This window comes from Sphingobacterium bovistauri, from assembly GCF_020295405.1.
In the GTDB taxonomy this organism is placed as follows: domain Bacteria; phylum Bacteroidota; class Bacteroidia; order Sphingobacteriales; family Sphingobacteriaceae; genus Sphingobacterium; species Sphingobacterium bovistauri.
Map to the genome: position 1 here is coordinate 117,923 of NZ_JADEYP010000006.1, position 12,385 is coordinate 130,307.

Here is a 12,385-nt window from a genome sequence, read left to right on the forward strand (position 1 = left end):
TTAATAATTGAAAAGTTTTTCAATTAAAGCACTCTTTTTAGCAGGTGACACTTCAATCTCCGATCCATCAAGTAATTCGATAGTCCCACCATCACCCTTTTTATACCGCACTACATAATTCAAATTGATGATTGAGCTTCTGTTAACGCGCATAAAATCTCCATCTGACAGTGTTGTTTCGTACTCTTTAAGTGTACGTGAAACAATAATTTTTGATTTCGTATTTGCAATATGAAAAACAGAATAATTACTCATCGCCTCTACCTTCAAAATATCCATTTTTTTGACGAAATAAATACCTTCAGCCGTTGGCAAGGCCAATCGCGATGCAACAGCAGTAGCAGACGATTTGTCTAGATTCTGCATAGCACTATGCTGTAAACCAATTCTTTTCTTTAATTTCTGCACAGCTACGTATAATTCATCAGGACTGACTGGCTTCAGTAAATAGTCTAAAGCATTAGCACGCAATGCTTCTAACGCATATTCGTTATATGCTGTCACGAAAATAACTTCAAAATCAAAATTACCAAGCTGTTCCAAAAATTGAAACCCATTTATTTTTGGCATTTCCACATCCAGAAAGAGTACATCTGGATTAATGTCCTTGATTTCATCCAAAGCAAACTGTGGACTGTTGAATATCTTGACGACCTGTATATCATCTTCAAGCGCATTGATTTTGTGTTCAAGTAAAGAGCTCCCTTTGGTCTCATCATCTAGTATGACAGCTCTTATCATAATTGGTTAATTTTTAGCTCATTGATTCAAATATAAATCTAATATTAAAATAATAAATATTCAAAAACAATTAGCGAAGAGCTTATTTACGTGTGTGAATCATAGAAACTAAATAGTAAACAAAAACGCCTCAATATATATATAGAGGCGTTTTTGTTATGAATTTCCCAATTCTACAATTCTATCGAATTCTTCAGGTTTGAGTGGCATGACTGATAAGCGTCCTTGTTTTACTAAAGCTACATTTTGTAAAAAATCATCTGCTTTAATGACTTCTAAGGTAACTGGCTTTTTGAATGTTTCAACAGGAGCTAAATCTACGACAACCCATTTCGTGTCGTCGGTGGTTGGATCTTGATAATATTCCTTTACGACTTTAGCGATTCCTACTACTTCTTTACCTTCATTGCTATGATAGAAAAGCACGAGGTCACCCTCTTTCATCGCTTTCATATTATTTCTTGCTTGATAATTGCGTACGCCATCCCAAAAAGTCTGTCCATCAGCATTAAACTGCTCCCAACTGTATTTAAATGGCTCAGATTTAACCAAAAAATAATTCATTTGTAATTAGATTTAGATGATTACCCTTGTTGTTCTAAAACTTCCATTTTCTCTGCGAAATGTGCACAGTAATCACGCAAGTCACCAATTACTTTCTCAGCCATAGGATCTCCTCCTGAAGCTCTCAAAAATGAATCTCCCATCGTTTGTAAAGTTTCATAAAAGAAACGCTTCATCTCATCATAAGGCATATCTTTTGTCCACAAATCTATACGCATGGAATTTTTATATTGTGCATCCCACAATGCTAAAAACATAGCCTTTGCTGGTAAACTTTCTTCATTCTGACCGTCTGTAGATGACCAATTTATTGTATCTGGAACATTGTTTTCATCCAATGCTATGTTTAATTTTATTTCCGCTGTTTTCATTTACTGTAATTTCAATATAATCATCAACATTCCTACAATCAGTATAAAGGCGATTTGTAGAAACCATATTTTTTTTAAATCCTTAAAAATTATTCGAAAAGCTAAATCCACCAAACCAATCACCACCAACCACAAAACCAACCATCCCAATGAAAAAACTAGATCTTGATCTGTTTGCCACTCTGAAATGACCCAAACCAAGATAACCGCTAAAGTGATATTTAATGGTGTAAGTTTCACTATTATGTGTTTTTAAATTTCTTTCCTTTTTTCTTTACGCCAGCTTTGTTAACTGGTGTTTTCTTCATTTTACCAGCCTTCTTCTTCGCATTGATACGTCTAGTTTCTTCTATTTTAGCAGCATGCTTTTTCTCATGAAACGCACCTTGATAATCCGGATTATCCTTTTTCTTTTGGTTATCAATCTCACGAGCAATTGCTTGACGTTCTTCATAAGGTGTTTTTTCAACAAAAACATCTGCCGGCAATTCAGCAGCAGGAATACTTTGCCTGATTAATTTTTCAATCTTGGTAACATAATAAAGCTCACTCTCATTTGCAAAAGTAATAGCATCCCCTTTACTAAAGGCACGTCCTGTACGACCAATACGGTGTACATAATCCTCTATAATAATAGGAACGTCAAAATTAATCACATGACTTACATTAGAAACATCCAATCCTCGAGCTGCTACATCCGTCGCAACTAAAAATCTAATTTCGCCAGATTTAAATGCATTAATCGAATTGATTCGTGTATTTTGACCCTTATTCGCATGAATAACACGCACATTATCTTCACCATACTTTCTTTCTACAAAAGCGAATACATTATCGGCAACTTCCTTTGTCTTACAAAAAATAATAACACGGTGAAACACTTCATCATTTTTGAACAAATGTTGCAATAAATTAATTTTTGTTTTCAGATTCGGTACATGATAAAGCACTTGAGTTACTGTACTCGCTGGCGTCGCCTGTTCCGAAACCTCAATAACAGTTGGGAAAGCCAAAAAATCACCCGCAATCTTACGAACCAATTCACTCATCGTTGCAGAGAAAAGTAAATTTTGACGTTTGCGCGGTACCACTTCCAGAATACGATGAATCTTGGAAATAAATCCCATATCCATCATCTTGTCGGCTTCATCCATTACCAAAAACTTCAATGATTTGGTCTTGATATATCCTTCCAAGTACAACTCTAAGAAACGCCCAGGCGTGGCTACGATGATATCACAACCTTTTTCTAACTGCTCCTTTTGGGTTTTTGGACCTAATCCACCAAAAAGTAGTACAGTACGCAAATCCAAATATGTAGAGAACTCTTTGATGTTCTCATTAATTTGCATAGCAAGTTCTCGTGTTGGAGTAATAATCAAAGCACGAGGATCATTTCCTTGCGCGTATTTCAAACTCATTAATATGGGTAATACAAAAGCTGCTGTTTTACCTGTTCCTGTCTGAGCGATTCCCATCACATCCTGACCAGCTAAAATTGGGGTGATAGCCTTTTGTTGAATTTCAGTAGGCACTTCATACCCAGCTTCGGCTATTGCAGTTTGTATTTGTTTGTTGAATTTGAAATCTTCGAATGATGCTTGCATTTTACAAAGATAGGTAAAAGCTCCGAGTATCTTAATTAAAGAAAATCCCAGAAAAGTAAAGTTTCACAAACATCAAATTTTGATTTACGAATGAATAAAGGCAATTTTGTTAACATAAATAAAATATATGATGAAGAAATTAATAATGTTAGTTGTACTATGTGCTTCTAGTCTAGCCACTATGGCAGACGAGGGCATGTGGTTCTTGATGCATTTGAAGCGTCTTAATGAGGCTGATATGCAGAAGAAAGGTCTTAAATTGACCGCAGAAGAAATTTATAGTATCAACAACTCTAGTTTGAAAGATGCTATTGTACAATTCAATGGGGGTTGTACTGCAGAGATCGTTTCTGCAACAGGATTGGTTTTTACGAATCACCACTGTGGCTATGGCGCTATTGCTGAATTATCAACAAAAGAACATGACTATTTAACTAATGGTTTTTGGGCTAAAAACTATGCAGAAGAATTGAAGCCAAAATCACTTTTTGTGAGATTCTTTGTACGTATGGACGATGTTTCTAAACGCATATTGGGTTTAGTAAATGATAAAATGTCTGAAAAAGAACGTAACACTATCATTCAACAAGAAATAGCTAAAATCGAAAAAGAGAATTCTGAAAATGGAAAATACGTCGTTAATGTACGTTCTTTCTATAATGGAAATGAATTCTATTATTTCGTTTATCAAGATTATCACGATGTTCGTCTTGTAGGAACTCCTCCGAATAGCATTGGTAAATTTGGTGGTGATACAGACAACTGGGAATGGCCTCGTCATACTGGTGACTTTGCAATATTCCGTGTATACGGTGATAAAGCAGGAAATCCGGCTCAGTATGCAAAGGAGAATGTGCCTTTGAAACCAAAATACCATTTACCAATCAGCCTAAAAGGAATCCAAGAAGGTGATTTCTCTATGATCTTAGGTTATCCTGGCCGTACAAATCGTTGGATGCCTGCAGCTGGAATTGATCAAAATGTAAAATTCGCTTATCCTGCTTGGGTTGAAGCATCAAAAGTAGGTATGGATGCCATGAAACGTCACATGGATAAAGACCAAACTGTAAATATCAATTACGCATCTAAATATTCTGGAGTAGCTAACTATTGGAAAAACCGTCAAGGTATGATTGATGCGTTGACTAAACACAAAACATCTACTACAAAAAATAAAGCGGAGAAAAAATTCAATAAATGGGCAAATCAAGCGGCTAATAAAGCGCAATATGGTGATGTCATCAAAACAATCAATGACTATTACGAAGCTACAAATCTTAAAGCTAGACATGACAATTACCTAACAGGAATGCTTCGCTCATCTACATTTGCTATGCTTCCTTATTCATTAGGTAATGGTCTATTACAATATGCAGATGCCAATGAAGCAAAACGTAAGGAAATTGCTCCTCGTCTAGAAGCTTATATTGCAGACAACTATGAAAAAGTTCACATGCCTTTAGAAATTGATGTTTTAACGGATGAATTGAATTTATATGTTACAAAAGCTGGCAACAATATTGCACCATATATCGCTGAATTAGCAAAACAAAATAACAACCAGTTGGCAGGTGCCGTAAAATCAGCTTTTGACAATAGTATTTTTGGTTCAAAAGAAAAACTAAAGGCTTTCATAAGCAATCCCAATACTGCAGTTTTACAAAATGATCCACTATATAAAATATCTTCTTCAATAGCAGATAAGTATCGTGAAAAATCAGATGCACAACAACTTGCTGAAGACAATTTCCAAGCTGCTCATCGTAAATATATAGCAGGATTCTTAGCACAAAACCCAAAAGCTAAATATTATCCAGATGCAAATAGTACATTGAGACTTACTTATGGCACTATCCGTGCGTTACCTAAAGATAAGCGTAATGATGCTAAAATCAACAATTACACCACTTTAGACGGCACTATAGCTAAGTATAAGCCGAATGATGAAGAGTTTGACTTACCTAAAAGGTTGATGGAATTGAATGAGAAGAAAGATTTCGGAAGATATGATGACAAAGCTGGTTATATGCCTGTTAACTTCTTATCAGATCAAGACATCACAGGAGGTAACTCTGGCTCACCAGTATTGAATGGCAATGGTGAATTAATCGGTATTGCATTTGATGGTAATATTGAAGCAATGGCTGGTGATGTGATCTTCGATCCGAAATTACAACGTACTATTTCGGTAGATATTCGCTACGTATTATTTATCATCGATAAGTTCGCTGGAGCTCAAAATATCATAAACGAACTAACAATTCGCAATTAAATCGCCACAAAATCACCTTTTTTTTGCTAAAAAGTGTGATTTTGTTGTTTTTATGTTTTTTTGTTTTGTATATTTATTACATCTTAGTAATATAAAATAGAAACTAAATTATATTTAATAAAAATGGAAAACTACACTAAATTAAAAGATCTAGTAGCTTCTATCGAAGCTGATGCTGAAAAATTCTTCAACAACGGTAACTCAGCTGCAGGTACTCGTGTACGTAAAGGTTTACAAGACATCAAAACTTTAGCACAAGAAATCCGTAACGAAGTAACTAGTAAGAAAAACACTGGTAAATAATCTTCGGATACAGTTTTTAAATAGAAAAGGCTCACTTAAAAGTGAGCCTTTTCTTATTATACATGAATATACGGCTACATTAGAGCCAATTTGATTACATAATCTACCGTAGCTTTATTTAAGAAATTACTAAATGCATCATTCATCATTTTAGCTATTTCTGATCGGCTCATCGTTTTGACTTTAGGGTTTTCGACAGCCTTTTTATCTAATATAACATTATTAGCTATTTCCACTTTCGTTGCAAAAAATGAAACATGTTGACTAGGTACAATTAACCCCAAAATCAATCCTGGCAGGCCATTGATCGATTCAGGTCCTCCATCAATAGGGATTTCATTTGCATAAAAACCAATAACATACGTCGAATCCTCAGTTATTCCATTTGCGCGTCGACAATTGAATCCCGCAATATCACGATACTCGTCTGTAATCGTCCATTTTACTTTTTTAAGGGTATCTTGAATAATTACTTTTTGGCCGATCAAATCATTGAAACGCTTATACTCGTTCGTTGCCAAATTGGAATAAGTTGTTGCTTCAAAATCCAAGGCTAACATTTGTATGATTTGCTTAATATTAGGATCAAGTTCTTGCTTTAGCGATTCAAATAAAGTTTCCTTCCCTTTAAATTTCATCGATTTTTTCAAAACAACATTTTCAGGTGTATTGGGTAGCATATTTTGCATAAATCCCTTCTGTGCCTCTGGAGATTTCTCTATGAATTGCTTGCGAAGAATGTTCTTCGTATACATTGTTTTATCATAATAGACGGTTCCTTCTTCAGCAAACATTGCATATTGTGCTTTAGCTGAAAATGATATCCCAATTAAGAATAAGGTAAGAATATATAAATATTTCATTGCTCTCTTTTTTATTATTTAACAAACATTTTATTAAAATCCCAAGACAGTTTCAGCATATAGTAACGACGAATTGTGTCAAATCTACGTTGTTCAAATATAGAGTTCCTTTGACTTCTTGAGTAACCTATATTTTGATTCAATACATCATTAACAACAAAGTCTAATACCAAGGACTCATTTTTCAAGAATTTTTTGCTTACCCCTGGATGTATCAAGAAACGTTCTAATTTCTGATCCAAAGCTGCAGTAGGTGCTTCGTATGAATAATCATAGTTTGTATATACTTTAAACGTCTTTGAAATGAAATATTCCAAACTACCACCTGAAGTAAACACAAATCCGCTATTATCATGTTCAGGTCTTAGGTTTGATTTCATTTGACGATATTGCGGTGTGAATTTAGTCGAGAAATTAAACCCTGTCTTTGTTTCTCTTTTGATTTCGTAAGTCAAAGAATAACTTTGCGTATTTACGACATTAGCATCTCCGTTTACAAAGTTGTGATTTCTCGAAATTGAAAAAACTGGCGAAATAGAGTTATCTAAAACTAATTCCTTGTTTAATCTAAAATAATAACCTGAATATACACTCCAATCAAAATTGTTCTTGCCCTCAATATTATCCCATCTGTAAGTATTCACACTATCAGTAGTGATATTCTGAACTATAGGATCTTTTGTCATTGTAAAAGTACTTCCCAAATATTTGAATTGATTGGATAATATGTTAAAACTATGATAAAAACCTTCTATTATATTTACAAATGCAGGATTCAAATTTTCGTTACCTAGATATTGATTCAGACGATCCGAATTATTCAGGATAGGCTGAATTTGGTTCAAAGATGGTAATTGATTCTTTCCACTATAAGTCATACGCAAACTCTTAGAATTTGATATTTTGAAGTTTGTCTCCAATCTTGGGTTATAAGTGAAAAAGTTTCTTTTTAAGGATTTATTCGAATAATTATTAACTTGATTTAAGCGATCATCATTGAAATTATTAGTCAAATTGGCCGTCAATTTTTCTGTATTATAAATCAACGCAAGCTTGTAATTATTACTTACTCTATTGTAATCATAATTACTACTAAATTTCGTATCTAGGTCATTATATTGATTTGAAATACCCTTATTAAAAGATTCTATCAATGATGCATTCGATACACGATTGATATCATAGCCAATAGCCATATTGAACACTTTGGACAATGGCTCTGTATAGGTAACTCCTGCTTGTATAGCGCTCAACTGCTGATCCGTTTCTTTACGCTGATCTGTTGTATCCTTAACAGTGCCTGATACTAATGTAGAATACAAGTAACCATCTCCTGTAGTCTCTTCATTATTAGCCCCAAAATTTAATGATAATGATCGTCCCTTCTTCATGAATTTTTTAGTATACAATACCGAAACACCTACATCGTCTATTTTGTGATCCTTTTCTTCTTCACTTGAATTGCTTGACACAGGATTTTGATTCGCAAGAAAATTTTGTGAATTAATAACATCATTACTCCATAATACTTTTTTGGAAGCTCGTGCTGTAACCAATAACTGATTCAATGAGTCAATCTTCGTGTCCAATTTGAAATTAATACGATGTTGATCGTTATCCGTATCTACAAACTTATCAGTTGTGCTATTAATTACACCTGACATTATCGTCTCTTCCTTACCATCTGCCTGTAACTTACCGTATTTATAACTCAAGTTCAATTGGTACTTATCTTTTTTCCAACGATCATTAAAATTTACTCCTGAATTAATCACTCGAGGAATACCGACTACACCTTGACCTGAGAAGGGATCATTTACCACCATTTGACCACCTTCAAATGATGCATCTACATCTACACCAAATTTTTGTGCATCTTGCCAATTCAAGGAAGTCGTCCCGTTATTACCGAATAAACCATAAGCAGAAATCTTTTGTGAGCCTTTGAATTTATTCAACATCAATTGCCCCATGTAATATTCGTCCGTTCCTGCGCCTAACAATGCTTTACCAAACATACCATTTTTGGCATCTTCTTTTAGTTGTACATTGATCGTTTGCTCGCGAACACCATCATCTACACCCGTACGTTGTGCTTGATCAGATTTCTTCTCATACACTTGAACTTTATCAACCATATCCGAACGCAAATTTCGCGTTACTAATGTCGGATCGTCCCCAAAAAACTCTTCTCCGTCCACTAATACTTTCTGCACTGTTTTACCTTGAGCAGTAATTTTACCAGAAGCATCAACGGTTATACCTGGTAACACTTTAAGTAAATCTTCAACTTTTGCATTTTTTTCGACAACAAATTGAGAAGCATCATACTCTGTGGTATCTCCTTTGATGGTAATCGCTGATCTTCTTTTGACAACAACTTCTTCAATCAAATGTGCAACACTTGACAATAAAATTTCACCTAAATCATTATGATTAGATGATGCTTTCACTTCCTGATAAAAGTCAGCGTACTTTGGATAAGAAACGACGACCAAATGATCACCCTTTGCAGGTTTCTTAAACTCAAAATACCCATTCTCATCTGCACGAGTGTAGTCAACCAAAAGGGAGTCTTTTGACTGCAAAAGCATTATTGAGGTATTTTTCAATTTTACTTTGTCTGTAATATCTAAAACCCTTCCTGAAATTTTCGTTTGTGCAAAACTATTGCATATGAAACCCAAAAAAGTCATTAGTAAGAGGAATGAACCCTTCATAAGTATTTAAGTTAGAATAATAAATTTATACAATTTGAAATTGGTGATTTTGCATATTAGTTACAAAGAAAAAACTCTTATTTGATTTTCTCTAATGAAATATTGTTAATTAATTGTTATCATCGGTAAAACGCCATAAATTATCGGTAAATTCATAAAATCATGAATAAAAAATCACTTTGTTCTATATATAATGATGATACAGAAAACATAATTCCATAAAACATTTGTAAGTATTAGAAAAGCATAATTACGTAAAATATTCCCTACTTTTGTAAAAACGTTTTTATAATGCAAAATATCAAAGAATATGTAGAAGCGAACAAAGATCGTTTCTTAGAAGAATTATTTGAACTATTGCGCTTTCCATCAGTAAGTGCAGACCCTCAATATAAAGAAGGCGTACTAAATACAGCTGAGTTTGTCGCTCAAAAATTAAAAGATGCAGGTGCGGACAATGTGGAAATTTGCGCTACAGCAGGTTATCCAATTGTTTATGGCGAGAAAATTTTTGATGCTTCATTGCCTACCGTATTAATTTACGGTCACTATGATGTTCAACCAGCAGATCCGTTAGAATTGTGGCATACTCCTCCATTCGAACCAACGGTTCGCGATGGTAAAATCTATGCACGCGGTGCAGCAGACGACAAAGGTCAATTCTACATGCACGTGAAAGCATTTGAATATATGGTGCGTGAAAATCAATTGGCTTGTAACGTAAAATTCATGATCGAAGGTGAAGAAGAAGTAGGTTCTGAAAACTTAGGTATTTTCGTAGCTGCTAATAAAGAACGTTTGAAAGCTGATGTAATCGTCATTTCGGATACATCAATGATCAGCTTAGAAAACCCTTCATTAGAAACTGGTCTTCGTGGTTTGTCTTACGTAGAAGTAGAGGTTACTGGTCCTAATCGTGATTTACACTCTGGTGTATACGGTGGTGCTGTAGCAAACCCTGCTACTATTTTAGCGCAATTGATTGCTTCATTACATGATGAAAACAATCATATCACTATACCTGGTTTCTATGATGATGTAATAGAATTGACTCCAGAAGAAAGAAAAGCTTTAAACGAAGCACCTTTTGATATTGAAGAATACAAAACAGATTTAGGCGTAGCGGATGTATGGGGTGAAGAAGGTTATTCTTCTATCGAGCGTACTGGTATTCGTCCTACATTAGAAGTGAATGGCATTTGGGGTGGATATATAGGCGAGGGTGCTAAAACAGTATTACCATCAAAAGCATTCGCTAAAATATCAATGCGTCTTGTTCCAAATCAAAATTCAGAACGCATTACACAACTTTTCAAAAACCACTTCGAAGGTATTGCACCAAAATCAGTAAAAGTTGAAGTAAAACCGCATCATGGTGGTGAACCTGTGGTAACACCGACAGACAGTATTGCTTACAAAGCAGCTGAAAAAGCGTTAGAAACGGCTTTTGGGAAAAAACCAATTCCTACACGTGGCGGTGGTTCTATTCCAATCGTTGCCTTATTTGAAAAAGAATTAGGCATCAAGACAGTTTTGATGGGTTTTGGTTTGGATAGTGATAACTTACACTCACCAAATGAGAAATACGGCATTGAAAACTACCTAAAAGGTATTGAAACTATTCCTTTGTTTCACAAATACTATGCTGAATTAAGCAAATAGTTATATTCTAATAAAAAAATAGGTCTGGAAATTTTCAGACCTATTTTTTTATATCTTCGTCCTGATCAATATCAACTATAAGTTAATTCTAATATGATAAGATTTTTAAGGAAGACACACACTTACCTGTATCTAGGCGCAGTAATGTTAGTTTTTATTCCTTTTTATCCGTTTCTTTATTTCTTAACTAGAAATCCTAAAAAATATTATAAACAAATTGTATTCTGTCGAAAATGGATTAGCATTTTGGCTACAATAGTTGTTGGAATTCGATTTAAAATAGAATACGAAGACAAAACTAGTATTGATTGGTCTCAACCGTACGTTATTTGCCCTAATCACACTTCCATTTTAGATATCACAGCACTTACCTATCTATGTAGACAACCATTCTCTTTTATGGGAAAAATTGAATTACTAAATAATCCAGTGACTAAGATGTTTTTTAAAAGTATTGATATCGCGGTAGATCGAAAAAGTAAAATTTCTTCTTTCAAAGCTTTTAAAAAAGCAGATGAAACGTTGAAAAATGGAAAATCAATAGTAATATTCCCTGAAGGAAAAATTGATGATGAGTTTCCTCCGAGACTACATGAATTTAAATCCGGATCTTTTCGCCTAGCCATTGACAATAAAGTTCAAATACTACCTGTTGTCATTCAAGACGCTTGGAAGATATTATGGGATGATGGGATGAAATTCGGTTCTAGACCGGGGACAGTGCATATTAAGATATTAAAACCTATTGATACAGAAACTATTACCCAAGAGGAATTTGATGAATTACAAGATTATGTATATCATAAAATGAATTTTCATTGGAAACATTCCAATACAATATAATTCAATGTAATAACAGCCTAAACATTAAATTGCAAATTCGGAAACATTTAACTTGCTTTTATTAAATATTATACTATTTTTGCGAAAAGTGAAATTTAAATTGTAAGACTATGTATTGGACTCTAGAATTAGCATCACACTTGGAAGATGCACCATGGCCTGCAACAAAAGATGAATTAATCGACTATGCAATTCGTTCTGGTGCTCCTGTGGAAGTAATAGAAAATCTTCAAGCATTGGAAGATGATGGCGAGCCTTACGAGAATATCGAAGAGATTTGGCCGGATTATCCAACAAAAGATGACTTCTTTTTCAATGAAGACGAGTATTAATCAAGTATAAAAATCGCACTTTATAAGTGCGATTTTTATTTTTAGACTAAACACAAATTATTCTTATTTTTCTTAAACGATTTTAAATTACCTTTGTCTCAATACAA

General features: G+C 34.1%; 12 protein-coding genes. 5 read left to right on the plus strand and 7 right to left on the minus strand.

Features of this window, described 5'->3' with window-relative positions; translation table 11 throughout:
• The 5 genes from IPZ78_RS17300 to IPZ78_RS05185 form a co-directional block, all read right to left on the minus strand.
• Positions 1–741 carry a LytR/AlgR family response regulator transcription factor gene (locus IPZ78_RS17300; protein WP_317197568.1) on the minus strand — a complete coding sequence of 247 codons (741 nt, stop codon included), beginning with the start codon at positions 739–741 and terminating at the stop codon, positions 1–3.
• A gap of 156 nt (positions 742–897) precedes the next feature.
• Entirely contained in the window at positions 898–1,305 is a 408-nt protein-coding gene (locus IPZ78_RS05170) for an EVE domain-containing protein (RefSeq protein ID WP_225551927.1), read from the minus strand.
• Between the two features lie 20 nt (positions 1,306–1,325).
• A complete protein-coding gene (gene gldC, locus IPZ78_RS05175; RefSeq protein ID WP_225551928.1) occupies positions 1,326–1,676 on the minus strand; it encodes a gliding motility protein GldC in 351 nt (116 codons plus the stop codon).
• Complete coding sequence (locus IPZ78_RS05180) at positions 1,677–1,916, minus strand: hypothetical protein (RefSeq protein ID WP_225551929.1); 240 nt, start codon at positions 1,914–1,916, stop codon at positions 1,677–1,679.
• A 2-nt stretch (positions 1,917–1,918) separates the two neighbouring features.
• On the minus strand, positions 1,919–3,283 hold the full coding sequence (locus IPZ78_RS05185) for a DEAD/DEAH box helicase (protein WP_225551930.1): 1,365 nt from the start codon (positions 3,281–3,283) through the stop codon (positions 1,919–1,921).
• Between the two features lie 127 nt (positions 3,284–3,410).
• Here IPZ78_RS05185 and IPZ78_RS05190 point away from each other — a divergent pair, with 127 nt between their 5' ends.
• Together IPZ78_RS05190 and IPZ78_RS05195 are read left to right on the plus strand one after the other, a co-directional pair.
• Positions 3,411–5,555, plus strand: coding sequence for a S46 family peptidase (locus IPZ78_RS05190; RefSeq protein ID WP_225551931.1), 2,145 nt, complete (start codon positions 3,411–3,413; stop codon positions 5,553–5,555).
• A gap of 123 nt (positions 5,556–5,678) precedes the next feature.
• Positions 5,679–5,858: a histone H1 gene (locus IPZ78_RS05195; protein WP_225551932.1), complete on the plus strand. Its 180-nt coding sequence runs from the start codon at positions 5,679–5,681 to the stop codon at positions 5,856–5,858.
• Positions 5,859–5,932: 74 nt separating this feature from the next.
• Here IPZ78_RS05195 and IPZ78_RS05200 read toward each other — a convergent pair whose 3' ends face one another.
• Positions 5,933–6,721, minus strand: a complete 789-nt coding sequence (locus IPZ78_RS05200; protein ID WP_225551933.1) for a GLPGLI family protein — start codon at positions 6,719–6,721, stop codon at positions 5,933–5,935.
• Between the two features lie 14 nt (positions 6,722–6,735).
• The gene (locus tag IPZ78_RS05205; protein WP_225551934.1) at positions 6,736–9,441 is read right to left on the minus strand and encodes an outer membrane beta-barrel protein; all 2,706 of its coding nucleotides are present in this window, start codon (positions 9,439–9,441) and stop codon (positions 6,736–6,738) included.
• A 291-nt stretch (positions 9,442–9,732) separates the two neighbouring features.
• Between IPZ78_RS05205 and IPZ78_RS05210 the strand changes: the two genes are divergently transcribed.
• From IPZ78_RS05210 to IPZ78_RS05220, 3 genes are all read left to right on the plus strand, one after another.
• Positions 9,733–11,103, plus strand: coding sequence for a dipeptidase (locus IPZ78_RS05210; RefSeq protein ID WP_225551935.1), 1,371 nt, complete (start codon positions 9,733–9,735; stop codon positions 11,101–11,103).
• Between the two features lie 93 nt (positions 11,104–11,196).
• Positions 11,197–11,946, plus strand: coding sequence for a lysophospholipid acyltransferase family protein (locus IPZ78_RS05215; RefSeq protein WP_225551936.1), 750 nt, complete (start codon positions 11,197–11,199; stop codon positions 11,944–11,946).
• 110 nt (positions 11,947–12,056) lie between these two features.
• Positions 12,057–12,278, plus strand: coding sequence for a DUF2795 domain-containing protein (locus IPZ78_RS05220; protein ID WP_002996718.1), 222 nt, complete (start codon positions 12,057–12,059; stop codon positions 12,276–12,278).
• The last annotated feature ends 107 nt before the right edge of the window (positions 12,279–12,385 follow it).

Bases quoted from the DNA above. Each gene is read 5' to 3' on its own strand.
- IPZ78_RS05195 (WP_225551932.1), top strand. From the start codon at position 5,679: ATGGAAAACTACACTAAATTAAAAGATCTAGTAGCTTCTATCGAAGCT.
- IPZ78_RS17300 (WP_317197568.1), bottom strand. From the start codon at position 741: ATGATAAGAGCTGTCATACTAGATGATGAGACCAAAGGGAGCTCTTTA.
- IPZ78_RS05220 (WP_002996718.1), top strand. From the start codon at position 12,057: ATGTATTGGACTCTAGAATTAGCATCACACTTGGAAGATGCACCATGG.
- gldC (WP_225551928.1), bottom strand. From the start codon at position 1,676: ATGAAAACAGCGGAAATAAAATTAAACATAGCATTGGATGAAAACAAT.
- IPZ78_RS05215 (WP_225551936.1), top strand. From the start codon at position 11,197: ATGATAAGATTTTTAAGGAAGACACACACTTACCTGTATCTAGGCGCA.
- IPZ78_RS05185 (WP_225551930.1), bottom strand. From the start codon at position 3,283: ATGCAAGCATCATTCGAAGATTTCAAATTCAACAAACAAATACAAACT.
- IPZ78_RS05200 (WP_225551933.1), bottom strand. From the start codon at position 6,721: ATGAAATATTTATATATTCTTACCTTATTCTTAATTGGGATATCATTT.
- IPZ78_RS05170 (WP_225551927.1), bottom strand. From the start codon at position 1,305: ATGAATTATTTTTTGGTTAAATCTGAGCCATTTAAATACAGTTGGGAG.
- IPZ78_RS05205 (WP_225551934.1), bottom strand. From the start codon at position 9,441: ATGAAGGGTTCATTCCTCTTACTAATGACTTTTTTGGGTTTCATATGC.
- IPZ78_RS05190 (WP_225551931.1), top strand. From the start codon at position 3,411: ATGATGAAGAAATTAATAATGTTAGTTGTACTATGTGCTTCTAGTCTA.
- IPZ78_RS05210 (WP_225551935.1), top strand. From the start codon at position 9,733: ATGCAAAATATCAAAGAATATGTAGAAGCGAACAAAGATCGTTTCTTA.